Here is a 23,635-nt window from a genome sequence, read left to right on the forward strand (position 1 = left end):
CGGAATGACAAAACTAGAACGCCTAATTATACAATAACTGTTTCAAACGTAAACGCAGCGTTTACAATACTTGCTGCAACATTACTTCCTCCTTTACGTTCTCGGATAATCACATACGGAATACTTGTAATTGCCTGTAATTTTAGTTTTGATTCCACAACATTTACAAATCCTACAGGGGCACCAACCACGCCCACAGGTTTACATTTTTCGTCTAATATTTGTTCGCACAATTCGAATAGGGCAGTGGGAGCATTACCTACCACGTACAAAGCGTTAGGGTGTTTTGTTAATGCCAATCGGATTCCTGCTTGACTGCGGGTAATATTTTCGCTTTGTGCGAGTGCCGTAGCTTCGGGGTCATTCAAATAACAAAGCACTTGGTTTTGGTATTTGGATGTAAATTCTTTGGTAATTCCAGATTGAACCATCGTGACATCGGTAATAATTGTACCTCCGTTTATCAGGTAATCATTCCATTTTTCGATGGCATTATTACTCGATAAATAGAGATTTTCGTATTCAAAATCGGCTGTGGTGTGTACGCAGCGCATGACTGCCCATTTGTCCGCTGTCGGGAGATCGGTACGTTGTAAACTTTCGGCAATTTGGCGAAAGCTTTCATCTTGAATTTCTTGTCCTGTATGGGGTTTTCGAGCCAAATAACCACGCGGGGTAACTAGGAAATTCTTAAACTGATAAGTTTGTGAATTTCCAATCATCACTAGTGAGAACATATCGACAATTTCAGTATCGAATTCGCCCAAAGTGGTAATAGTGATGTGTTCTTCTGGTCGTGTAACTTGACGAATTATGGCAACGGGAGTAGTAGGACTGCGGTGTTTTAAGAAAATTTCTTTGAGTCGGTTGAGCTGCCAAAAACGTTTTTTACTTCTTGGGTTGTACAATGAAGTAACGAAATCTCCTGTTGCTGCGGCGTGAATTCTTTTTTCTATTGTTGTCCAAGGTGTCATTAAATCGGAAAGAGAGATACAACAAAAATCATGTCCGAGTGGCGCACCCAATTTTCCTGCCGAAGCAATAAAAGCACTTATTCCCGGAATGGTTTGCAAGTCGATGTCTTTATCGGTTTGGGTGCTGGCATATTGATATACCAAGGATGCCATAGCATAGATACCCGCATCTCCGGAGCTGATTACCACTACGTGCTTGCCTTTTTCGCAACGGTTTACCGCTAATACAGCACGTGCTTCTTCCTCAGTTAATTCTTTTCCGATACACTCGCAGTTTTCTTTTAGCAAGTGTTCGATAAATTGAAAATAATAATGGTAACCAATAACCACATCGGCATCTGCCAAAACCGATTGTGCAAATGGTAATATATATTCTTGTCCACCGGGACCTATTCCTACTACAGAAAGCTTGGCTTCGATGGCTTCGACAGGCTCAGCCACCGCGCCATAAAGAGAATCAGCCATCGAGTCAACCACAGAATTGGCTTCGGCAAGCTCAGCCACCGTGTTCGATGATACAGAATTGGCTTCGACAAGCTCAGCCACCGTGTTCGATGAGAAGGAATTGGCTTCGGCAAGCTCAGCCAGCGACGAGATAGGGTCAACCACCGATGAGAAAGGTATTGTTATAGATGAGATAGGCTTAGTTATCGGTAGGATTAAATTATCGCTTGCTGATCCTGTCGAAATTGTGTTTGTTTGTCCGGTGGCTGAGCCTGCCGAAGCCGAGTTTGTGTGTGCCACTTCGTTGGCTGAGCCTGTCGAAGCCAAGTTCGTGTGTGTCCTTTCGGTGGCTGAGCCTGTCGAAGCCACAGCATTACGAGGATATTCAGTATAATTTCGTGACAATTCGGGTAATTTATTAAATTCGTGATTGATTAAAGCTTCTTTTTTGGCTCTGCTCCAGCCTTGAACTTGTTTTTCTCTATTAAAAGCGGTGTCGATTCTATCAAACTCTTCAAAATAAACTAGTTTTACAGGAAGATGTTTTTTGGTATGATTTGCGCCTTCTCCGTTTTGATGTTGCTGTAAACGCAATTCAAGGTTTTTGGTGCTACCTGTATAATAACTACCATCGGCACATTCTAATAGGTACATGTATCCTTTCATTTTCGTTTTTTTATAATTAACAAAGAGAAATAAGGAATCTCTCTGTTTTTAATGTCTTCTATATTAGTTGTAATGTATTGTTGTGTTGTTCCTAATCGCTCGCAATACATAATTGTCAATCCACTTGTTATCAAAAAAGGGGAAATATCCTTAAGTACACTTCGTATTTTTATCAAAACTACGGTGTCAAAATCGTTTAAGGTTGTTTCTAGTTCTTGACTGTTTTTGACCCTTGGTATGATTGCAATTTTCTCGTTTAGTATGGCTAACGGCAACTGGTGTTGTGCCGCTCCTAATATAAAGGAAGGAACGCCGGCAATAATTTCAACATCGAGTTGGTGTTGCTGAATGTGTTCCAATAAATAAGCGAACGTGCTGTAAAACAGACTGTCTCCTTCGCTGACAAAAACAATGGTTAAACCGTTATTGTAGTCTTTCAGAATAGATTCAAAAGTAGCCATGTAGGTTGCTTCGGCTTGCGTTCTGTCATCAGACATCTTTAGAAACATTCCGACTAATTTTTTTTCGTCTAGTTGGTGGTGTTGCAAAATAGGCAAGGAGAAACTAGTTGTTTTCCCATTAGGCAATAAGGAACCAGGATAATATATTTTATCCGATTTTTGGAGTGTTTTAAGACCTTTTATGGTAATCAAATCTGGATCGCCAGGCCCTAAAGAGATTCCGTATATTTTTCCTTTATTTGTCATTTTCTATATTCCTAATAGTTTTTTTAAACCTGAAAAAGGGATTTTTTTGACTGCTATTTTTTCCTCTTCTTCAAATAAAATTCCTTTTACCGCCAAGTGATGTCCTTTTTGTTCTTTGCCTACTTCGTTTTCAAAACCAATGATTTGTGTACGGTATTTGCACAATTGGCAATTCATATTTGGGTTGCCTTGCTCCACTTCGGCGATACGTTCGTCTATGGTTTGTAGCAGTAGTTCGTCACATTCAAAAGAAGCGGTATAACAAAACTCGGTATCAGAGTTACTTGCAAAATCTTCAACTTGGGTATATATTTTCTTTAGTAAAACACCTGTAAATAAAAACACAGGCAAGACCACCACTCGTTTGTAGGGTAGTTGGTTCACTAATGGTAAAGTATCTTTTAATAAAGGTTGCGTAACACCAATATAGGTTGTAGTTGCAAAACCAAAACCCATTCCTTCCCAAAGCATTCGAGTCATTTTTGCAATGTCTGAATTGGCATCTGGATCGGAGGTGCCGCGACCAACTACCAATAAACAAGCTTCTTTTCGGTCTAAAAGTGCTAGTTTAGACTCCGTTGCTTCTATCAGTTTTTTAGAAAGCTGTAATATGGATGGCGTGATGCCAAAGTGTTTTCCTAAACGAATCTTTAAATCGGGATATTGACTCTGGAGCGAGTTCATTTCGTATGGGATGTCATTCTTGGCGTGTCCTCCAGCAAAAAGAATGGCAGGAATAGCAATGATTTCACGGATTCCATTGGCGTACAAACGCTCTACTGCAGCGGCATAAACGGGATGCGAAAATTCTAAAAATCCATAATCAACTTCGTAATCTGGATACCGTATTTTTAAGAGACGTACTAATTCCTTGAATCCATTAACCCCTTCTGGGTCTCTGCTTCCATGTCCGCAAATTAAAATTCCTTTTTTTTGATTCATTTTTTTCTAAATTTTAGTTAGATTAGCATCAATAGGGAACGCATATTTTCCTACTATAAAAACAACAGGCATCGGAATTGTTTCGAGTTCTAATTTTTGCTCTATTTCGTCTAAAGTGCCTGTGAAAATGGTTTCATCGGCTTGCGATACTTTCGAAACTGCCGAAATATAGAGTGTTTCATCAGTTGCAATTCTTTTAAAAACGGTAATTACTTCTTTCAAATTTTTATAACCCATATACATAATGAGCGTAGTGCCTGTTTTAAGCATATTGGCCAAAGCGTCCAATTGCTCAAAGTCGTACGTAGCGGTATGTCCGGTACAAAATAGCACTGAGTTGGTTTTGTTGCGTTCCGTGAGTGGAATATGTTGAGAGTTGGCAGCCGCCATTCCAGCCGTAATTCCCGGAATAACTTCAAAAGCAATGTTTTGTTGGGTCAAAAAGCGAATCTCTTCGGCTACTCTCCCAAAAATAAACGAATCCCCCGATTTTAGGCGAACAATTTTTTTGTCTTGTTGCGCATATTCAAGAAACAAATCGTGTATGGCATCTTGACGGGTCATCGAATCTTCTATGTCTCCAAATTTTCTACCTACATATATTTTTTGTGCTTTGGCGGAAGCCAAATTCAAGATTTCCTCCGAAATTAAATTATCATGTAAGATAATATCGGCGTTCTGAATTCGTTTCAGCGCTTTTACGGTAAGCAATTCTGGATCGCCGGGTCCTGAGCCAACAATACTGATATTAATTATTTTGGGGTCTTTTGTATTCATATTCTATTCCTGATTTAACAAATCCAGTGGATTGGCATACTTAAACTGGTAGTTCAATTTTGTTTTTAGTTTGTCTGAATTTATTATTTTATAACATAAGTTTTCTGTTGGAGCAAATGTTGGTTTTTCCAGACCAATTTTTTCAGCTGCCAGTTCATAATACTCTCTCCTTTTGGGATGAACATCGGTGCTCGCATTAAATATTTCTTCCCAAATTTCTTTTTTTATAATGCTTTCTATAATGGCAATACAATCGTCTTGATGAATTACATTTATGGGGGCTTCTCCATTTTGTACTTCCTTTTTGCCAGCCAAAAAACGTCCCGGCATTCTATCGTATCCTATTAATCCGGAAAAACGAACAATAGTTGTATTGAATTGCTTCTGTTCTAAAAGCATTTTTTCGATAATTAACAACGCTTTCCCGCTTTCTTTTTCGGGAATTCTGGTTTCACTTTCAGTAACGGTTTCATTCGTATCTGGATATACAGATGTTGAGCTAACAAACAATACTTGCTTAATCCGACTTTCAATTATTTTTGGAACTAAAAGTTGGAATTGACCCGTATGAAAATCTACAATATCGGGTCTTCTTTTTGGAGGGAAATTGATAATTAAAATATCCGAATCTAAAAAACCAGCAATATCATCTGCTTGAATCTCAGTGTCGGATATGGCTATTTGATAAGGTAAAATACCTTTGTCTTTCAAGAGTGTTATTTTATCTAAATCGGTAGTGGATCCCTTAACGGAATACCCTTTTTGAACCAGAGATTCAGCCAAAGGCAATCCCAACCATCCACAACCTAGTATGCTTATTTTATTGTTTTTCATTAGATAGCTTTTATTCTAGAGCGAATATACAAATCAAAATAGAGAAAAAGAATTGTTCCAAGAAATCCTAGTCCTACCAAGTTATTTTGGAAATCAGTTAGTTCTAAATTGGGTTTGAATACCGTTCCTATTTTATAAATGGGAATAATGAAGCACATTATTGTGATCAGTACATTCAACTTAAAGCGGTGTTTTTGAATTTTATTTCTATCGAATGTTTTTAATAATTTACTTAACAAATACGAATCGACTGTTCCTGTAAATATCAATCCGATAGAGAAAATAATACCACCTATAACCGAAAAAAGCCAGTGATGTGTTCCTGAAACTGCGAGTCCAAAAGCCGCAATTTGTGAAGAAGTATCAAAGATGAATCCAAAAATAATTCCCGTTAAAAAAACTGTAAATGGATTTAGATTTTTATCTAAAAACTTTGGAATAAGGTGTTTTTTGATACTCAATGAATTCCCGATTTTAGCTTGCGATAAAGAAATGATGTTTCCAATTCCCATAACGAGCAGTAAAACCATAGGCAACCAATTGAGTAAAAAATCAACCCAAGATGGAACTTCAAAATTATTTTTCAGATAGCTCAGCGTTAATGCGATTAGGGTTACCATCACACCGTGACCGAAAGTGAATAACGTTCCGACCCATCTTGACCAAGCGTTTTTATTTTCATGCAAACGATAGGTATAATTGTCTATTACGGTAATGTGATCCGGATCTAAACCGTGGCGCAAACCTAAAATAAATAGAATGAGCAATGCCGATAAATTGTTATTTAGAAGTTCCATTTTGGATAGTCTTTAAGTTAAAAAAAATAAGAAACGCTAGCCTTAATAAAGAAAGGAGTCCCCGGAGTATTGTGAAAATCCATTACGGGAGCGGTTTCATTTTTTAATTGTGATTCATCATAAAATTGCGCTTCTGCCCATGCTACATTGAAGATGTTTTCGGTTGAAAGACACAGTTCGTAACGGGGTTTGTTGTACCGGATAACGGCATCTGCTATGGTGTATGGTTTAGAAAATACCGATCCATCTTCGGTTGCAGGGCGTTCTCCCATAAAACGATAGCGTAAACTGGCATTAATGCCGTTTTCCAATTTCAGAGTCAATCCGCCTGTAGAATTCCATTTTGGACATAATGGCGCAAAGTTTTCGCCTTTTTTCGCCTCTTTCAGAATACTATAGGCATAATTCAAATTGCTGTCTGCCCATAAATAATCAGTAAATTGAATTTTTATAGCCGCATCAAAACCATATTTTCTCGTTGGCCCCAAGTTTTCAAAGCTACCATCATCAGATACAAATCTAAATTCGGAACCCGTATCGAGCCACCATGCTGTGAAATTAAAGATTGATTTTTTATGCAATTTCATTATAAAACCCAAATCGGCACCTTCGGATAGAGGTACGGGATTACCCGCTGTTGGGTCTTTGCTTACTGCGGTTTGAGCGTAATTGGAGTGAAGTCCAACACCCCATTTGGCAAAAACAGTGAAGTTTGATGTTGCATTAAAGTGTATTTGTGCTTTCGGATTAAAGCGATACACGGTTTTTTGCCCTGAATTTGAGTCGTCTAATTGGTCTTTCAAATAAAAATCGAAGACCTCGTTTCTAGCTCCTAATTTCAAAGTCCATTTAGGTGCAAACATCCAATTTTCATCAAAATACAAACTGTAATTACTAATGGCATCATAGTTTATGGCATCGTTAGACAGTAAAGCTCTACGCAAAACGTGATCCCTGCCACGCGATAAAATATCGGTGCGGGTAACCAATCCTACTTCAGACGATAATTGGGTTGTCCCAATTTCATCAAGTCTATTGTATGTACTTTTTAATCCGAATAGATCACGTTTTTCCCATTGTAATATTTCATCTCCATTGATAGGATCGTTCATGAAAAAGGTAAAATTAGAAAACAAATCGAAACTATTTTTAGAATAATACAACTGATTTCTCCAAGATGCTACTTCGCTAAATTTGGTTTCAAAGACTAAGTTTGCGTTTAGTCTCGAAGCGATTCCGCCTTCGGAGTCGTCTATGGAGCCGAATCTGGAAATTGAACCGTCTTCTATAGCCCGCAATGGCAATTGTCCCGAAGCGTTCCATGTGCTGGAAAAATAAGAGCCTGAGAGTGTAGCCGTCGTTTTATCGGATAGTTGGGCATTGTATTTCCCGAAAATATTAAAACGCTTGAACTTTAATTTACTGTCAAAAAAGCCATCGGTATAGTTGTACTCAGAAGCCAAATACGCATTGTCTTTCCATTTTGAAACCAAATGTTTTTGATCTAAAAGCTGAATCATAGTCAAAACTCTTTGGGTATTGAATAGGCCTGATTCTAGTTTGATAACATTTTTTTCTACACGGTATTTTGAGTTGAATTGGGCAGCACCCGCCGCTGAAAAGTCTCCCATTTTTGCCTCATAAGGCCCTTTGTAAAAGTTTGCCGAACCTATGATTTCGGGAATCATAAAATGCATATCGGCATAACCTTGCCCGTGTGCGTGCGAAGGCATGTTTACCGGAATTCCATCCATTTGAATGTTAAAATCGGTTCCGTGATCGTTGTCAGTTCCTCTAACAAAAATTTGCTCGGCTTTTCCTCCGCCTGCATGTTGTGCAATAAACAATCCGGGAACGGCACGCAACAAGTCTTGAGCCGATTTTATGGGTTGCATTTGCAAACTTAACTGATCTATTTTGTTTTCTTGTTTTCTGCCAAATGAAGCCGAGATAACAACTTCGGCCAAGTTCATAGCATTACTTTGCAAGGCAATATTCAGCTTTTTTTGTTCGTCTTTTTTTAAATTTATTTTTAGGCTAAAAGTATTGTAGCCTACACAAGAAACAATAATGGTTTTCATTCCTTCAGAAACAGACCGTAATTCATACGCCCCTTGATCATAGGAAATAGTGTTCTCGCTAGATTCTTTTATCTGAATGGCAGCACCTTCAATTTTGCTGTGATTGTTGGCATCTGTAATAAAACCACTAAGATTGCTTTGTGCTTTTGCAGTAGAAAATGATAATAATAAGAATAGAAAAAAGTTTAGATTAAAATACTTTGCAAAGAAATTTTTCTTTCTTTTTTGAGGTGTAAATGACTCAGTTGTATTGCTTAAAGAAAATAACAATTGGTCTTGGAGAATTGTGTTTTGTAAAATATGAGTGGTAACTACAGCATTTGAGGTAGTTACATTCATTTCTTGGTACCAAGTGTTTTCTGGCTGAATGCTTATAATTGGACCTTTTTTGCAAAAACCACTACATTTTGTCCTTATAGTGTGAATTTCGTCGTTTAATTCTTGTTCCGTTAGAGAGTTACGGAGGGCGGTAATGTTTTCTTCAGCGCCTTTGTTTGTACATGAAGTACCATTACAGAGGTAAATAATTTTTTTAATTTTGGATAAATCCTTTTCCATTTTAAGTTTTTGTGCGTTAATAATCCCGTTAACCGATTATTTGCAACAATAGAATAAGGACGTGTGAAGATAAGGAGAAGATTATTTTCACCCGTTTACCTTTACTCCGAAAGCTACGAATCGATGTAAAGGCAGGTCTTCTGACTCGTTTCAGTTGATAACGCCTTCCCATCTCGTTTTAGAACGAAACAGTGGCATAATGTTATAACCTTGATAAAACTTACAGCAGCGGGTACTGTCTCGGATTTACACCGAATTCCCTTTTAATTTCTTTTCAATATTTTAAAAAGAAAACCATTACAGCCGCGAAAGTACAAAACAGATGTGGATTATTTTTATAAACTTTTTGAGAAAAGTTCTAATATGTTGTGTAGGAATGTTTTTTTGTTGAACGTTTTGGGGTCTATTATTATCGTTTAGTTGTATGAAACCCTTGAGCTACACAGAACTTTGAAAAAAACTCTAGAAATCATAATAATTCATTTTCAATAAAGAATAAAGTTATACTTTTGCGATATGGTTTTTAATTTCAAAATAGTATTCTTCACGCTAATTTCTTGCTGTTATCTCAACACAGTATTTGAACTTTCCGATAATGAAGAAAAGCTAAATTTTGAAAAAGAAACACATTCTTATATTTCTCAAAATACTTTAAAGTTAGATATAGCCGAAACTACAACTCAAAAAAAAGTAGCTATTGTTGAGTCTGACTTTCTTCCTAGAATTATTTTTTATCCTGTAGTTATTCTCAAAACAGCTACAAACAATTTTCGAAATAAATTCTCTCAACCTCCACAAAGGCGTTATATTCTTTACGCTTCATTATTAATTTGATCTAATTATTTAAGTACTCTTTTGTTGCATAAACTTATGTGACAAAACGCTCTGTTTATATAATTTAAAAATCAAATAATAATGTTGAATATAACTTTTCTAGACCTATCCGCTTCAACGGGATTGGTCGCAACAATAGTGCTAACTTTTAATTTTCTATTAGGAATGATGATTAGTACCACTTACAAAAAACACAAATATTGGAAATCATTACCGCAACGCATCAAACAAATTAATGTTTATAATTTACACAATTGGACAGCTTATTTCGCATTATTTTTAGTCGTCCTGCATCCAACATTTTTATTATTTGATACTTCAACAAAATTCAAATTCATTGACATCATTTTTCCAATCAATGCACCAACACAAAAAATATTTGTTGCTTTTGGAACACTTTCAATGTTTGCAATATTTACTGTTATCATAACAACACAAAAAACACTAAGAGATAAGATTAGTTTTCGAGCGTGGAAAAACATACATCTTATATCTTACGCCACAGCAATGCTTTTTGTGGTTCACGGAATAGTAATGGATCCTTTATTAAAAAATCGTCCAGTTGATATTTTTGATGCCGAGAAAGTAGTTTCAGAACTTTGCCTAATCGCTTTAATAGTGGCAAGTTATGTTCGTTATAAATTTAATACCAAAACAAAAATTGTATAATGAAATATTTATATCTATCCCTATTTCTATTTTGTACAATTAATACGATTGCACAAAATGACAGTATAAAACATTTTATTTATAATCCCGATGCAGGTTTGCAATATAAAAAAAATGATTTTCAATGGACTACGTGGGCATTTGCCGAAAGATTATTTTCTCCAAATCTATCTCCTGTTTGGAGAAGAGTAAGACAAGGAATGGAATTTCAATTACCTAGTTATCCATTCAAAATAAACGGAAATAAATTTCGTACAACTGTATTTTATGAAGTTGATTTTACCGATAATAACTTTTTTCAAGATAGTAAAAGATTTAAAATTTGGGAAAATCTGTTTATAACTTTTCAAAATGCAAATGACCCCAATAAATTTCGAATATTATTTGGGGAAAACACGAATATTTTATCAAAAGAAGATAATTTATCTTCGGGCAATTTACCAACTATAAACCGAAGTTTAATTCTAGAAGAACACGGTAGTACGGGCAATTTTGGAACACAATGGGGCTTACAAATTCAATCACAAGTATCAAAAAGGATATTCTTACAAATAGCAATGCAAGACAATAGAGGTTCGCTTAATCAAGACCATCCGAGTTTTCAATTTTGGAATGCACTAACATTTAAAATTACCCAATCTATTATTCAAGCCACCGATAAAAGCAATCAAAAGTTAAATATTGGTTTGGCGATAGATAATACTAGAAACATAAAAGATAAAAGTTTTACTCTCATTTCTGGTATAAATAATGTGTCTTTAGGAAGCACGCCAGCAACAGGAACTAAATTGACTTTTGAAAATAATTTAGACTACACTAATACTATTGGAAAGCATTTTTATACCATCGAATATGAAGCGATTTATTCCAATTATTCAGACCAAAAATTAAATGTTACAGGTGGTTATGGTCAACTTCAATTTCAAGTATTTGATAAAAAAAAGCTTGGCGATTTAGTTCCATTCGTACGTTATGATTTAGTTGTATTAAACAATGCTAATGAAAAAGCAACAGAACAAGCAATAAAAATGGGTATTAATTATAATTTACCATATACCAACAAATTAATAAACTTTCATATTGAATATGCACATCATTTGTTAAATGGTTCTCCAACTATTTTGACCACAACACAAAATAAATTTGATGAATTCAGATTTGGAATTCGAGTAAATGCAACACGTTATCTTCGATTTTAAATTAATTTTAAGATAATTAATTTTTAAAGTATTTATTCAATGTCGTTTCTTTATGGTTTGTTTTTGTCATTTCGACGAAGGAGAAATCACGTATAGATTACGTAATGTGATTTCTCCTTCGTCGAAATGACAAACTGGAAGCGATTTATTTATCTTTTTTTGATAAATATAACAACTAAAAAGATGGCATCAACAACAAAAACAGGAATACTGAAAGAACAAACCTTATTACTACCCCAAAAAGTTCGTTCTTTTAGGTATTAAATATATGCAAACTGAAAATAGCTTAATCCATTCCTAATAAAGGAAACTAAAATTGGAAAATAATAGCAAAAAAACAAAATAATAACTTTTAGCCCCGATAGAAGCAAGTATCCTTTTGTGCCGGGGTTCGGCACAAAAGATACTTGTGGATAGCGGGAACCAATGCCTCCTGAAAATGCCTAAAACTTCCGCTCCTGCAACTAATAATCGAATTCTGATTAAGTAATTCTGTAAAAAAACAAACAACTTGTAATTGCTATAATAATGACAGTCAGAAAAGTAACTTTGTTATTAATTCTAGAAACTTCGATTATTTCTTGATGTTCTATTTCCCTGTCATTTGTTCCGATGTAGGGTTTGTTTACAATTTTGCCATGATAGGTATTGGGGCCTCCAAAACGGCAATTCATGATTCCTGCCAATGCTGCCTCGGGATAGCCTGAATTTGGACTAGCATGCAGGTTGCGAAATTGATGAACAAATGAAAAAAGGCTCCATTTTCCGCTCACTAAAACCATTAAAAATGCAGTTAATCGGGCGGGAATAAAATTGGCAACATCGTCTAATCGGGCAGCAAATTTGCCAAAATAAAAGTATTTTTCATTTTTGTATCCAATCATGGAGTCTAGGGTGTTGATCATTTTATAAGCCATCATAGCGGGTAAGCCACCAATGGCATAATAAAAAAGCGGTGCAATTACCCCGTCGCTTAAATTTTCGGACAAGGTTTCGAAAACGGCTGTCCGAATCTGGTTTTCGGATAAGGTAGTGGTATCACGTCCCACGATCCAAGAAAGTCGTTTTCGTCCTGCTTCCAATCCGTTGTTTTGAAGTGCATCAAAAACCGCTGTTCCTTCTTGTATCAGGCTTTTGTTGGCTAGACCATAAAAAACAAAAATACTGGCAAAAAGGATATAAAGAATCGTATTGGTTTGCAGCAAGATATTGGACAGGAAATAAAAGAATGCAAAAACCGAACTGCATAGTACAAGCGTGAGCAAGATTCCTTTTATAAAACGAAAATTACCTTTGTTTAATAGGCTTTCGCCAAAATAGATTGCGTTTCCAAAAAGCCGAATAGGATGAGGCAATCCTCTCGGGTCTCCCAATAGTAAGTCGAGGAGGTAGCCTGCAACTAAAGGAATTAAGAAAGTGATTAAAGGATTGTCCATTGGCGTATAGCATCGATTAAAAGTTGATTTTGCTCAGGTGTTTGTGCTGCAATTCTAAAATAGTGAGGGGAAAGCCCTTTGAAATTACTGGCGTCCCTAATCAGTAATTGATGGGCATTCAAGAGGTGTTTTTTTAGTTCAGCGGCTGTTTTGACTTTTGTTTGGCATAAGAAAAAATTAGTTGTTGTGGGATATACTTCTATGTTTTCAATTTGCTGTAAGGAACGCATCAAGTCCGAAGTGTCTGCCAATAGTCTTTCTAACGGTAATGCAATATCGGCGGCATTTTCTACAATAAACTTACCGGCTTCAATAGCCATAGTGTTTACAGACCAAGGCATTTTTGCCAATTGTATGTCTTGAATATTTTGTTCTTGGCTGATGATGTACCCCAAACGCAAACCCGGAATTGAGTAGGTTTTAGTTAAGGATTTTACGAGTACGAGGTTTGGGGAATTATTGATTTCGTTTACCATCGTAATCACATTCGAAGTAAAATCTACATAGGCTTCGTCGATTACAAACAGTGTATTTGGATTGTTTTCTAAAAGGGTATGCAGCATTTTTTTAGTAAAAATCAAGCCCGTAGGATTGTTTGGATTACCAAAGAAAACGGCTTGGGTAGAGAAACGGGTAGTCTCGTTTACAGTTGACCATTCCATAAAATCGCAAGGGACATTGTGTACACGACAGGCATCTTCATACTCAGCAAATGAAGGTATGATTATAGTCGCCGATTTTTTTTGTAAGTGATGTGCAATCAAATAAAAAGCTTCGGTAGCCCCATTTGTAATCAGTATTTGTTGGGGTTTCAGTTGGTGCCAATGCGCTACTGTTTCTTGAAGCGACTCAGCATTTGCCTCTGGATAACGGGTAAGCTTGTCCCAATGTAGGGATAGGTATTCCTTTAAACCTTTGGGAAGGCCTTCGTAAAAAACATTCGAACTGAAATTCGCTTTAATGGTGTCGTGATGTAAATAACCGTCGTCTCCGTGTCCTAAAATCATTGTTTTTTGTTAGAGTTTTATATTCTTAAAAGAGTCAATGGCAATATCAATGGCAATGGCAATATCAATTTCAATTTCAATATCAATTGAAAAGTAATGACAATATCAAATTTGCAAATGTTGATTTATCATCAAATCATCTAAAATCTGCAATCAAAAATCGTTAATCATCAATCTAAAATCATGCTCTTATAAATGTATTCCATATCAATATGATTTCGCAGGTGTTGCGCCAATAAATCGTATTGTTGTTCCTTAAAAGCTTTGTAATCGAAAGGGGTTGCAGTCATTTCTTTTTTGGTTTGTGAAAGCAAATCATTAATGACAATTTCGTTGTCTAATATTCCATGAATGTAGGTTCCCCAGCAATTGTCCGTCAGTAAAAAACCATCTGTGGTAGCATCTGAAAAACGGTTCAGTTGGGTATCTTTTTCAGCCGAAGTTGAAATTCCCATGTGTATTTCATAGCCTTCACAAGTCTCTTGATGTTTTTTAAACTGAAACTGTACTTGTCTCGTGATTTTTTCCTGTGTGAGTATTGTTTTTATGGGTAGCAGTCCTAATCCTGACATTTTTTCGACAGTTCCTTCCATCTGATGTGGGTCTTCTACAATTTGTCCCATCATTTGATAACCGCCACAAATTCCGATAACGGTTTTGTTGTTTTTATGGGCATTGACAATTGCTTTGGCTGCTCCATTATTCTTGATTTCAATTAAATCAGAGATAGTATTTTTACTTCCGGGAAGAATAATGATGTCGGCTTTTTCAATTTCTAAAGGGTCTTTTGTATAAAATAAATTTACATTTTCGTGACGTTCCAATACATTAAAATCGGTGTAGTTAGAAAGGCGATTGAGTAAAATAACGGCAATGTTTATTTTATTTTCTACCCATTGTGAATTTTTATTTTGAAGTCCAACCGAATCCTCTTCTTCAATATAGATGTCTTTTGCAAACGGAACTACGCCCACAACTGGAACGCCACAAAGGTCTTCTATGATTTTTTTTCCGTCTTCAAAAAGTCGCGCATCTCCTCGAAATTTATTGATAATGATTCCTTTGATCAGTGATTTTTCTTCGGGAGTTAATAAAATAATACTTCCGTAAACACTGGCAAAAACGCCTCCTCTGTCAATGTCGGCAATTAAGAAAGTGGCAGCATCGGTATATTTTGCCATCCGCATATTGGTAATGTCACGATGTTTAAGGTTCAATTCAGAAATGCTTCCTGCACCTTCTAACACAACAGGATTGTGTTTTTCGGATAATCGGTTATAGGCAGCTTGGGCTTCTTTGAGGAGTCCCATTTTGTTGTTACCCATAAAATAATCATAAGCCGATTGGTCTCCAATGGGCTTTCCGTTTAAAACTACTTGTGAACTTTTATCAGATGTTGGTTTTAATAAAACTGGATTCATATCGGTGCTGCATGGAATACCGCAAGCTTCGGCCTGAACGGCTTGTGCACGGCCTATTTCGAGTCCCTCGGGCGTGGCAAAACTGTTAAGCGACATATTTTGCGATTTAAAGGGAGCGGGCGTATAGCCATCCTGCTTAAAAATGCGACAAAATCCAGTATTGATGATGCTTTTACCTACATCGGAGGCGGTACCAACAAACATGATGGGTTTTAATTTTTGCATAGCGTTTACTCAATATAAAGTGGCGTTTCCCAATGTTTTGCCACGAAATCTTTGGCTTTTAATTCGATTAAAGGCAAGCGGTCAGGCTCAATTAGCAGTCCCATATAGGTACCACTATGGGCTACAAATAAACCACAATTATTTTCGGAAGCAAAATCAAGTAGCAAAGGAAAGTTTTTTTTTGGTAAAATAGTCTCGTTGATAATGGAGCTTTTTGTAGTACATTCAAAAAAGGTTGCGTAATCTTTGTTCTTAATGCTTTTTTTTAGGTCTGAATACAGCGTTCGAAATTCTAAAATCTGATTTTCAGAATAGCGTCTGTTTTGTGAGAGCTCTATGGTGTCAATTTTTATTTTTGAATCCGAATCGAAATACAGCATCGAATACGGAATCGGGGGCAGCGTATCTATAATTTCTCCCGTTTTTTGGTTGAATAATACGGAATCTAAATCCAAACAGGGATCAGTTGGTTCTATTTGAGCGGCAAGCTGGTAGAGCGAATCATTAGGATATTGTGTGTTGTATATTTTATTTAATGCCAATAAAATTCCAAATATATCGGTAGAACTAGACGATAATCCTTTGCCAGTTTTGAAATTTCGTTGTTGGTTGAAATAGATTTTTGGAGTAGATTGTTTCTTTATTTTTTGATCATTCAACGAATAAAATAACTCCATAGCCTTCATTGCTTTATCTCCAAGCCTTACACCTTGATTTATTGGGTTTGTACTTGCAATAGTGATGGTTTTGAGTATTTTAGAAGAGGTGTTGCTTACCAAAAAGGGTTCGTTTATACCAAATGCTCCTTGTAGAAGTTCGCCAACTTTAGCATAAGTGATAATGGAAACGGTCATTTTTTTATTTCTAGGTTATGGGACAAAGATAGGGATTCGACAAGCTCATCCACCGAAAAAAAAATGACAAGCTCATCCACCGGGCTTCGACAGGCTCAGCCACCGGGAAAAATGACAGGCTCAGCCACCGGGGAAAAACGACAGGCTCAGCCACCGGGAAAAATGACAGGCTCAGCCACCGGGGAAAAACGACAGGCTCTTCCATCGGGATTCGACAGGCTCTGCCATCGGAAAAGTAATGACTATTCCCATTCTAAGGAAATAAATCAGTTACAAAATGCGGTGGCTGAGCCTGTCGTTTTTTTTTGTTTTTTTTCGGTAGCTGAGCCTGTCGAAGCTATCTTTGTCCCATGAAACCAAAATTCCTTATAGCAGCACCATCGAGTAATTCCGGCAAAACGACTATCACGTTGGGGTTACTTCGGTTATTGAGAAATCAAGGGCATAAAGTACAGCCTTTTAAATGTGGCCCTGATTATATTGATACCAAGCACCATACGAGAGCTGCGCATCAAGTGAGTATCAATTTGGATACCTATATGATGAGTGAAAATCATGTGAAAGATTTATATAACCGATATAGTAAGGAAGCCGATATTTCGATAATAGAAGGAGTGATGGGGCTTTTTGATGGGGCAAATCGAATGCAGGGGAGCAGTGCCGAAATTGCAATGCTTTTAGATGTTCCTGTTATTTTGGTGGTAAATGCCAAGGCGATGGCTTATAGTGTGGCACCATTATTATTTGGATTGAAAAATTTTAATCCGAATGTTAAAATTGCGGGTGTAATCTTCAATTTTGTCAATACCGAAAGTCATTATTCTTTTTTGAAAGATGCTTGTGATGACGTTGGCATCGAGGCTTTGGGTTATGTTCCTAGTAATGCTGGTATTTCAATTCCTTCTCGTCATTTGGGATTGGCTATTTCATCGGATAACGATTATGAGACTGTAATCGAAAACGCAGCTCAACATTTAGCTAAATTCATTGATGTTGACCGTTTGTTAGCATTGTGTAAATCATTTGAGAGTACTGAAAAAGACACAATTTTAGTTGAAGAGAAAGAAGTTAATGTAAAGTTTGAAAGTAAACAAAATTCAAATGATTATAAAATAGCAGTGGCACAGGACGATGCTTTTAATTTTACCTATTTTGAAAATATTAAAGCATTGGAGAATTTAGGGGAAGTAATTTATTTTAGTCCGCTGAAAGATGCCGTTATGCCCGAAGCTGATCTGTTGTATCTAGCGGGTGGCTACCCGGAATTGCATTTGGAGCAATTGACGGCAAATACATCTATGCGCAAATCTATTCTTGATTTTTGTTCTAATGGAGGAAAAGTGATTGCCGAATGTGGAGGAATGATGTATTTAGGGAATCAGATTACCAATGCTGACGGAATAGGATACCAAATGACAGGTTTTTTGCCTATCGAAACTTCGATGGAAAAGGCTAAACTTTCTTTAGGATATCGAGAAGTGCAACTTGAAGGTAAAATAATAAAAGGACACGAGTTTCATTATTCTACTGCTGTTGAAAACGAAAATCTACCAACTATAGGGAATGTTTTTAATGCTAAAGGTATTGAAGTGCAAACTCCAATTTATAAATTAAGAAAAGTGATGGCTTCCTATATTCATTTTTACTGGGGAGATTCTAATTTTATAGCTGATTTTATAGCTGATGGGATTGATAATATGATAATATAGAATCAGTAATTTAGGAATTTTTTTTTACTCTTGATCTACAATCTGATTAATTAATGATTTGCAATAAAATGATATTAAAGTGTTTAATTTGGTTCTAATCCAGTCAAGTGACCCTTTTAAACTTTTCGAACCGTAAGGATTTAATGAGAGTTATTTAATAATTTTTTAATTATATTGAATATAAAATAAAAAAAGGACAGAAACTTTATGAAAAGTTCTGTCCTTTATGGTGACCTTGTCAGGACAATTTTCGAATCATTTTTTAGATGATTTAAAGAAATTAGCAATGTCAAATAAAGAATATTTTTGATTAATATTTTATGAGACCGATCTGAGTAAATTGAACAAAAAGAGATAATGACCTATTAGTTATAGTTTGAGACATTAAAGGACATTGATCTCTATTTTAATATATTCCCAAAAAAGAATAACCCAAATTATTTAGATAACTAGGGACATGTTAACTTAGCCTTCACAGAAAGTTAAGAAATAAATCTTGACGTAATCAAAAAAAGTTATTGGGAGTAAGGGGGAATTATATAAAAAAAATACAAATCCATGAACTTGCGTCCGATTATATATCAGAAAAACAGCATTTCACTATGGTTGTCGGATTTTGATATTTAGTTGCGAGTTTTGGATAATTCTTGATAATATTTCTTCGTGTATTGTTCCCCAAAATTGTCAATTGTTATAGCATATGCAATGAATAATTTTCGGTGACTCTAATAAAAGCTCAATAATGGTTTCGGTCTTTATGTCATCTCTATACAAATAGGTTATATCTGGCAAGTAAGAACAAGTTGAAAAGCTTCGTGATGTGGCTCATTTGTCACACATCCTTCAGAGGCGTTTTTTACGGACTGAGTGTACTTGAATAGTAAACCACTCCGAGCTTTTGCCTGAGGTTTCATCCATCTTTTCCGACGCTCTTCGATTACCTCGCAAGATACATTTAGATTAAGCGTATTATTCAGTGTATTGATCTCGATCTGATCGTTATCTTCCACTAATGCGATCAACCCGCCTTCGATGTAAAGCGAAATGTAGGACTTTAACCGTTGCATTGGAATTTTCATCTTTATAGAGAATAAAACAGCAACAATAACGTTCTTAAACAAAACTATATTATGGGCTTATTTGATTTTATGATAGTGGAAATAGCTATGGATTTAGGAACTGCTAATACTTTAATAATTTATGACGGAAAAATAATAGTGGATAGTCCTTCTATGGTGGCGAGGGATATTAGAAATGGGAAAATTATTGCTGTAGGTAAGGAGGCCAGTTTAATGCAGGGTAAGACACACGAGCATATTAAAACAATCCGGCCACTTAAAGACGGTGTTATTGCAGATTTTGATGCCTCAGAGAAAATGATCAGCTGGTTTATAAAAAATATACCTGAATTAAAGAAAAATTTTTTCACTCCCGCACTGCGAATGGTTGTATGTATTCCCAGTGGTATTACCGAGGTAGAAATGAGAGCCGTAAAGGAGTCCTGCGAACGGGTAAACGGGAAAGAAGTGTATTTAATTCATGAGCCTATGGCTGCAGCTATTGGAATGGGTTTAGATGTGATGCAGCCCAAGGGAAATATCATTGTTGATATTGGAGGAGGGACTACGGAAATTGCGGTTATTGCCCTCGGAGGAATAGTTTGTGACAAATCTATAAAAATTGCTGGGGATGTTTTTACCAATGATATATTGTTTTATATGAGAACGCAGCATAATTTGTATATTGGAGATGCTTCTGCTGAGAGAATAAAAATTGATGTTGGCGCTGCAATAGAAGAACTTGATGAGGCTCCCGATGACATAATGGTTCGTGGAAGAGATTTGCTTACCGGGAAACCTAAGGAGGTCAGGGTTACTTTTAGGGAAATTGCAAGAGCTTTGGATAAATCAATACAGAGAATTGAAGACGCTATTATGGTAACGCTTTCATTGACACCACCAGAACTGGCTGCAGACATTTATAATACGGGTTTGTATCTCGCAGGGGGAGGGGCAATGCTGCGCGGTCTTGATAAAAGGATTTCACAGAAGACGGATTTGCCAGTCTATATTGCAGAAGATCCTTTAAGAGCTGTGGTTAAAGGTACTGGTATTGTCTTAAAAAATATACCTAAATATAAAAGGGTACTGATAAAATAAGTTCGTTATTGCATCCATACAATTGAGCTTTTGCACCTGATCCAACAAAAGTTTGTTGAATATACTGAAGAAGACATAAAAAAATCCCATTTCGCTAGAAATGGGATTTTAGTTTTGTGACCTTGACTGGATTCAAACCAGTAACCTCTTGAGCCGTAATCAAGTGCGCTATTCAGTTGCGCCACAAGGCCATTTGTTTTTGCAAACTTGTTTTTGTATCAACGTGTTTGCGGGTGCAAAGATAGGAATAAATATGTATCTTGCAAGCATGAATTTACATTAAAATTAAAAAAAATGAGTTTAAAAAAGTATATACGTGATATTCAGGGATTTCCAAAAGAGGGAATTGTGTTTAAAGACATCACACCTTTGTTAATTGATGCAAATGCAAGGAAAGAATGTCTAGAAATATTGGTTTCGTGCGTAAAAGATAAAAAAATAGACAAGGTAATAGGGGTAGAAAGTCGCGGTTTTTTCTTTGGGATGCTTTTGGCACAAGAATTGAATGTAGGTTTTGTTCCTGTTCGAAAACCCAATAAACTGCCTTTTGATACGATATCAGCTTCTTACGATTTAGAATACGGTACGGATACGCTTGAAATTCATACCGATGCCATTCAAAAAGGGGATAGAATTCTGATTCACGATGATGTTTTAGCCACTGGTGGAACCGCAAAAGCGGTTTGCGAATTGGTAGAACGACTAGGAGGTGTAATTGTACAATGCAACTTCTTGATGGAAATCACGTTCTTGAGGGGAAGAGAAAAGATTGCAGGAAACGATATTTTTGCGGCAATGACGTATTAGTATTCAGTCCCGATAATTATCGGGAGCAGAATTCAAAAATCTAAAATCAATCCCGATAGCTATCGGGACGTTAATCTACAATCAGCAATCAAGTGCTCTAGTAGTTACAAAATAACGATACCCAATAATAGCCATTTGCCATTTTTTGGCTTTGGCCAAATCCAATCTTTGTTTGGTAAAACTTGGTAAAATAAGTTTGTTGATTTGAGCTAGAATTTTATACATAGTGATAATTTTTTTTCAAAGATATAAAAAAAGACGGTCTTGATGAGGGACCGTCTTTATTATTAGAGTGTGTCCCGTTCTGAAATAGCGATAGTTTTTTAGGGATAGTTATTTTTAGGAGGAGGGGTACAATATTTTATTGTTCTATTTCTTTTTCATACGCAGCCATTTCTTTTTCGAATATTTTCATTTCTTGATCAAAAACTTTCATTTCCTTATCATAATTTTTTAAAGCGGGATCTAATTTCTTCATTTCCGCGTTAAATTGATCCATTTCTTTATTAAAAGCATCCATTTTTGGTTCGATAATCTTCATTTTTTGATTGAATTGATCCATCGCTTTATTGTATTTGGCCATCGCTTTTTTGTTGTTGAAATTTGAAGGTAATTCGGGAGCATCTGGGTAGTCAGGAGGCGTTGGAGCGTCCATTAAATTTTCATACGGATGATTTGGCGGAGTTGGTGGGGTTGGAGGAGTTAGTTCATCACTATTATATCCTAACTCATTTGAAGGGCTACTCTCTCCTTTATCAGTAACGATGCCGATATTTGTTGTTCCATTTTTATTCTTAGAAATGGCTATCCCAAAATCTTTTAGGGGTTCGCTACTGTTCACTTCCATTTCAGTCGCTATTTCTTTTCCTTTTTGCAGTTTTATTTTGATGCTGATTAATTCATTGTTAGCATTTCTTTTTATTTTAGAAAAGGTGGTTTTTATAGCGTATTTTTCGCTAAGAATTTTGGCTTTTTCTTGTAATTCTGCATCGGTAGTGGTTTTGTCGATTTGATAGATATCTTCTGATTCTGGATCTGTTGGATTGTCTTTAATTTCTTTCTTGATTATTGCTTTCTCCTGTGCAATAACTTCCATTTGGAATAAAAACACAAAGGCAACTAATACAGGAAGTACCAAAGCATACTTCCAGGAATTCCATTTTTTTGATTGATTTTTGTTTAACATAACGATTCGTTTTTTGATTAATGATTGATAAAAATGATTGGTAAGGACAACGCAATTCTCATGAGTTGTTATTTTTAAAAGCGTTAGTTGGTACGCTTTTTTGTCGGATATATTTTTGGTGGCCTCACTATCGGCGATGAATTCCAGATTTTGTAAAATGGCTTTTTTGTACAACCAAATAAAGGGATTGAACCAAAACAGGGTGCAAAAGAATCGGGTGATTAATACATCAACGGTGTGATTTTGGTCGCTGTGTACTTTTTCGTGTTCAAGAATACCTTCCAGTTCGGCTTCGCTGTACAGTGATGAATTGTAAACGATGGTATTGAAATAGGAAAAGGGTGCAATATTCTCTTTGAGGTCTATAAATTTATGATCGGCTTGTTGCTGAATGGTTTTGCCTTTTAACACTCGATTAAGGCTATAAAAGTCGAATACAAACTGGATTAAAAACAATGCTATTCCGACAACATATGCGACTCCCAAGACGAGATACCAATTGATTTCAAAATTTTCCTTTTGTATTGGAGTTCTATCTGGAATTTTTGACCAGTCAAAATGGGTTGGTGTTGGTTCTACCCAAACAATGGTGGTGAAAACTACCCATGGCAAAATTACTGAGGTTAGTAAACCCGCTAATAGAAACCAACGATTTGCGGTAAAAAAAGTCTCTTTTCGCAACAGCAAATAATAAGCGATATAGAACATTCCGATCAATCCGCTTGATTTTGCAATGTATATGAATAGCGTTTCCATAGTTATTGTTTTTTTTGCTCGATCATGGCCAGAATTTCTCTAAGCTCCTCGGCAGTTATTTTTTCTTCTTTGGCAAAAAAGGAAACCATGTTTTTATAAGAACTATTGAAATAATTATCGATAGCGGTATTCATAAAACGTTTGCTGTAATCCTCTAATGTAACCAATGGATAATATTGATGGGTGTTCCCAAAGGCATTGTAAGACACATATCCTTTTTCTTCGAGGTTGCGTATAATGGTGGACAGTGTATTGTAATGCGGTTGGTCTTCGGTGATTTCGGCCATGACTTCTTTTACGAATGCTTTTTTGAGCTTCCATAAAATGTGCATGATTTCTTCTTCTTTGTTCGTTAGTTTTTGCATGATGAATTAATTTGAAACAAACTTACAACTATATTTCTAGTTTGCAAACTATAAATATAGTTTATTAACTAAAATTTTAGTTTTGTGTTGGTTTTGTTGGGGAGAATATGGGTTTATCCTAACAGGTTTTCAAAACCTGTTAGGTATTTTTTATTAGGCATTGGTTATTATTAAGATTAAAACCAATGTTTTAATATCCAATAAACCCTGAAAGTATTTAGGATTGTG

20 protein-coding genes, 1 tRNA gene and 1 riboswitch are annotated in these 23,635 nt (G+C 36.0%); of the genes, 5 read left to right on the plus strand and 16 right to left on the minus strand.

What is annotated here, in order from left to right:
* Positions 1-26: 26 nt before the first annotated feature.
* The 7 genes from cobJ to FNW52_RS17405 are packed head-to-tail and all read right to left on the minus strand — an operon-like array spanning position 27 to position 8,780.
* A complete protein-coding gene (gene cobJ / locus FNW52_RS17375) occupies positions 27-2,084 on the minus strand; it encodes a precorrin-3B C(17)-methyltransferase (RefSeq protein ID WP_143378753.1) in 2,058 nt (685 codons plus the stop codon).
* A complete protein-coding gene (gene cobI, locus FNW52_RS17380) occupies positions 2,081-2,791 on the minus strand; it encodes a precorrin-2 C(20)-methyltransferase (RefSeq protein WP_143378754.1) in 711 nt (236 codons plus the stop codon). Before cobI ends, cobJ begins: the two co-directional genes overlap by 4 nt.
* A 3-nt stretch (positions 2,792-2,794) precedes the next feature.
* Positions 2,795-3,733 (minus strand): sirohydrochlorin chelatase, encoded by a 939-nt coding sequence (locus FNW52_RS17385; RefSeq protein ID WP_143378755.1) that lies wholly within the window; start codon positions 3,731-3,733, stop codon positions 2,795-2,797.
* A 6-nt stretch (positions 3,734-3,739) separates the two neighbouring features.
* On the minus strand, positions 3,740-4,510 hold the full coding sequence (gene cobA / locus FNW52_RS17390; protein ID WP_143378756.1) for a uroporphyrinogen-III C-methyltransferase: 771 nt from the start codon (positions 4,508-4,510) through the stop codon (positions 3,740-3,742).
* A 3-nt stretch (positions 4,511-4,513) separates the two neighbouring features.
* Complete coding sequence (locus FNW52_RS17395) at positions 4,514-5,344, minus strand: SDR family oxidoreductase (RefSeq protein ID WP_143378757.1); 831 nt, start codon at positions 5,342-5,344, stop codon at positions 4,514-4,516.
* Positions 5,344-6,141, minus strand: a complete 798-nt coding sequence (locus FNW52_RS17400; RefSeq protein WP_143378758.1) for an NAD+ synthetase — start codon at positions 6,139-6,141, stop codon at positions 5,344-5,346. Before FNW52_RS17400 ends, FNW52_RS17395 begins: the two co-directional genes overlap by 1 nt.
* 17 nt (positions 6,142-6,158) lie before the next feature.
* Positions 6,159-8,780, minus strand: coding sequence for a TonB-dependent receptor domain-containing protein (locus FNW52_RS17405; protein WP_143378759.1), 2,622 nt, complete (start codon positions 8,778-8,780; stop codon positions 6,159-6,161).
* A gap of 112 nt (positions 8,781-8,892) precedes the next feature.
* A riboswitch (cobalamin riboswitch) is annotated at positions 8,893-9,094 on the minus strand.
* A 601-nt stretch (positions 9,095-9,695) separates the two neighbouring features.
* On the opposite strand from FNW52_RS17405, the gene FNW52_RS17410 reads away from it, so the two are divergent.
* Both FNW52_RS17410 and FNW52_RS17415 read left to right on the plus strand, forming a co-directional pair.
* Complete coding sequence (locus tag FNW52_RS17410; RefSeq protein ID WP_143378760.1) at positions 9,696-10,283, plus strand: ferric reductase-like transmembrane domain-containing protein; 588 nt, start codon at positions 9,696-9,698, stop codon at positions 10,281-10,283.
* Complete coding sequence (locus FNW52_RS17415) at positions 10,283-11,482, plus strand: hypothetical protein (protein WP_143378761.1); 1,200 nt, start codon at positions 10,283-10,285, stop codon at positions 11,480-11,482. Before FNW52_RS17410 ends, FNW52_RS17415 begins: the two co-directional genes overlap by 1 nt.
* A gap of 482 nt (positions 11,483-11,964) precedes the next feature.
* Here the strand turns inward: FNW52_RS17415 and cbiB are convergent, their stop codons facing one another.
* The 4 genes from cbiB to FNW52_RS17435 form a co-directional block, all read right to left on the minus strand.
* The gene (gene cbiB / locus FNW52_RS17420; RefSeq protein ID WP_143378762.1) at positions 11,965-12,918 is read right to left on the minus strand and encodes an adenosylcobinamide-phosphate synthase CbiB; all 954 of its coding nucleotides are present in this window, start codon (positions 12,916-12,918) and stop codon (positions 11,965-11,967) included.
* Complete coding sequence (locus FNW52_RS17425) at positions 12,903-13,925, minus strand: histidinol-phosphate transaminase (RefSeq protein WP_143378763.1); 1,023 nt, start codon at positions 13,923-13,925, stop codon at positions 12,903-12,905. The genes cbiB and FNW52_RS17425 overlap by 16 nt, the downstream gene beginning before the upstream one ends.
* A gap of 170 nt (positions 13,926-14,095) precedes the next feature.
* Positions 14,096-15,571 carry a cobyric acid synthase gene (locus FNW52_RS17430; RefSeq protein WP_143378764.1) on the minus strand — a complete coding sequence of 492 codons (1,476 nt, stop codon included), beginning with the start codon at positions 15,569-15,571 and terminating at the stop codon, positions 14,096-14,098.
* Positions 15,572-15,576: 5 nt separating this feature from the next.
* A complete protein-coding gene (locus FNW52_RS17435; RefSeq protein ID WP_143378765.1) occupies positions 15,577-16,425 on the minus strand; it encodes a hypothetical protein in 849 nt (282 codons plus the stop codon).
* A gap of 350 nt (positions 16,426-16,775) precedes the next feature.
* Between FNW52_RS17435 and FNW52_RS17440 the strand changes: the two genes are divergently transcribed.
* Positions 16,776-18,134 carry a cobyrinate a,c-diamide synthase gene (locus FNW52_RS17440; RefSeq protein ID WP_143378766.1) on the plus strand — a complete coding sequence of 453 codons (1,359 nt, stop codon included), beginning with the start codon at positions 16,776-16,778 and terminating at the stop codon, positions 18,132-18,134.
* Between the two features lie 779 nt (positions 18,135-18,913).
* On the opposite strand, the gene FNW52_RS17445 is transcribed toward FNW52_RS17440, so the two are convergent.
* Positions 18,914-19,255 (minus strand): dihydroxy-acid dehydratase, encoded by a 342-nt coding sequence (locus FNW52_RS17445; protein ID WP_143378767.1) that lies wholly within the window; start codon positions 19,253-19,255, stop codon positions 18,914-18,916.
* A 9-nt stretch (positions 19,256-19,264) separates the two neighbouring features.
* Here FNW52_RS17445 and FNW52_RS17450 point away from each other — a divergent pair, with 9 nt between their 5' ends.
* Entirely contained in the window at positions 19,265-20,293 is a 1,029-nt protein-coding gene (locus FNW52_RS17450; RefSeq protein ID WP_143378768.1) for a rod shape-determining protein, read from the plus strand.
* A gap of 117 nt (positions 20,294-20,410) precedes the next feature.
* On the opposite strand, the gene FNW52_RS17455 is transcribed toward FNW52_RS17450, so the two are convergent.
* A tRNA-Arg gene (locus tag FNW52_RS17455) sits at positions 20,411-20,484 on the minus strand.
* Positions 20,485-20,587: 103 nt separating this feature from the next.
* On the opposite strand from FNW52_RS17455, the gene FNW52_RS17460 reads away from it, so the two are divergent.
* On the plus strand, positions 20,588-21,100 hold the full coding sequence (locus FNW52_RS17460; RefSeq protein ID WP_143378769.1) for an adenine phosphoribosyltransferase: 513 nt from the start codon (positions 20,588-20,590) through the stop codon (positions 21,098-21,100).
* A gap of 81 nt (positions 21,101-21,181) precedes the next feature.
* Here FNW52_RS17460 and FNW52_RS17465 read toward each other — a convergent pair whose 3' ends face one another.
* From FNW52_RS17465 to FNW52_RS17475, 3 genes are all read right to left on the minus strand, one after another.
* Positions 21,182-21,325: an SsrA-binding protein gene (locus FNW52_RS17465; protein WP_143378770.1), complete on the minus strand. Its 144-nt coding sequence runs from the start codon at positions 21,323-21,325 to the stop codon at positions 21,182-21,184.
* 136 nt (positions 21,326-21,461) lie between these two features.
* Positions 21,462-23,042 (minus strand): M56 family metallopeptidase, encoded by a 1,581-nt coding sequence (locus FNW52_RS17470; RefSeq protein ID WP_143378771.1) that lies wholly within the window; start codon positions 23,040-23,042, stop codon positions 21,462-21,464.
* A gap of 2 nt (positions 23,043-23,044) precedes the next feature.
* The gene (locus FNW52_RS17475) at positions 23,045-23,407 is read right to left on the minus strand and encodes a BlaI/MecI/CopY family transcriptional regulator (protein ID WP_143378772.1); all 363 of its coding nucleotides are present in this window, start codon (positions 23,405-23,407) and stop codon (positions 23,045-23,047) included.
* Positions 23,408-23,635: the final 228 nt, after the last annotated feature.

This window comes from Flavobacterium sp. ZT3R18 (assembly GCF_007097385.1).
Taxonomy (GTDB): Bacteria; Bacteroidota; Bacteroidia; order Flavobacteriales; family Flavobacteriaceae; genus Flavobacterium.

Bases quoted from the DNA above. Each gene is read 5' to 3' on its own strand.
- FNW52_RS17395 (WP_143378757.1), bottom strand. From the start codon at position 5,344: ATGAAAAACAATAAAATAAGCATACTAGGTTGTGGATGGTTGGGATTG.
- FNW52_RS17440 (WP_143378766.1), top strand. From the start codon at position 16,776: ATGAAACCAAAATTCCTTATAGCAGCACCATCGAGTAATTCCGGCAAA.
- FNW52_RS17425 (WP_143378763.1), bottom strand. From the start codon at position 13,925: ATGATTTTAGGACACGGAGACGACGGTTATTTACATCACGACACCATT.
- FNW52_RS17400 (WP_143378758.1), bottom strand. From the start codon at position 6,141: ATGGAACTTCTAAATAACAATTTATCGGCATTGCTCATTCTATTTATT.
- FNW52_RS17435 (WP_143378765.1), bottom strand. From the start codon at position 16,425: ATGACCGTTTCCATTATCACTTATGCTAAAGTTGGCGAACTTCTACAA.
- cobI (WP_143378754.1), bottom strand. From the start codon at position 2,791: ATGACAAATAAAGGAAAAATATACGGAATCTCTTTAGGGCCTGGCGAT.
- FNW52_RS17405 (WP_143378759.1), bottom strand. From the start codon at position 8,780: ATGGAAAAGGATTTATCCAAAATTAAAAAAATTATTTACCTCTGTAAT.
- FNW52_RS17450 (WP_143378768.1), top strand. From the start codon at position 19,265: ATGGGCTTATTTGATTTTATGATAGTGGAAATAGCTATGGATTTAGGA.
- FNW52_RS17475 (WP_143378772.1), bottom strand. From the start codon at position 23,407: ATGCAAAAACTAACGAACAAAGAAGAAGAAATCATGCACATTTTATGG.
- FNW52_RS17385 (WP_143378755.1), bottom strand. From the start codon at position 3,733: ATGAATCAAAAAAAAGGAATTTTAATTTGCGGACATGGAAGCAGAGAC.
- cbiB (WP_143378762.1), bottom strand. From the start codon at position 12,918: ATGGACAATCCTTTAATCACTTTCTTAATTCCTTTAGTTGCAGGCTAC.
- cobA (WP_143378756.1), bottom strand. From the start codon at position 4,510: ATGAATACAAAAGACCCCAAAATAATTAATATCAGTATTGTTGGCTCA.
- FNW52_RS17465 (WP_143378770.1), bottom strand. From the start codon at position 21,325: ATGTATAAAATTCTAGCTCAAATCAACAAACTTATTTTACCAAGTTTT.
- FNW52_RS17460 (WP_143378769.1), top strand. From the start codon at position 20,588: ATGAGTTTAAAAAAGTATATACGTGATATTCAGGGATTTCCAAAAGAG.
- FNW52_RS17415 (WP_143378761.1), top strand. From the start codon at position 10,283: ATGAAATATTTATATCTATCCCTATTTCTATTTTGTACAATTAATACG.
- FNW52_RS17410 (WP_143378760.1), top strand. From the start codon at position 9,696: ATGTTGAATATAACTTTTCTAGACCTATCCGCTTCAACGGGATTGGTC.
- FNW52_RS17470 (WP_143378771.1), bottom strand. From the start codon at position 23,042: ATGGAAACGCTATTCATATACATTGCAAAATCAAGCGGATTGATCGGA.
- FNW52_RS17430 (WP_143378764.1), bottom strand. From the start codon at position 15,571: ATGCAAAAATTAAAACCCATCATGTTTGTTGGTACCGCCTCCGATGTA.
- cobJ (WP_143378753.1), bottom strand. From the start codon at position 2,084: ATGAAAGGATACATGTACCTATTAGAATGTGCCGATGGTAGTTATTAT.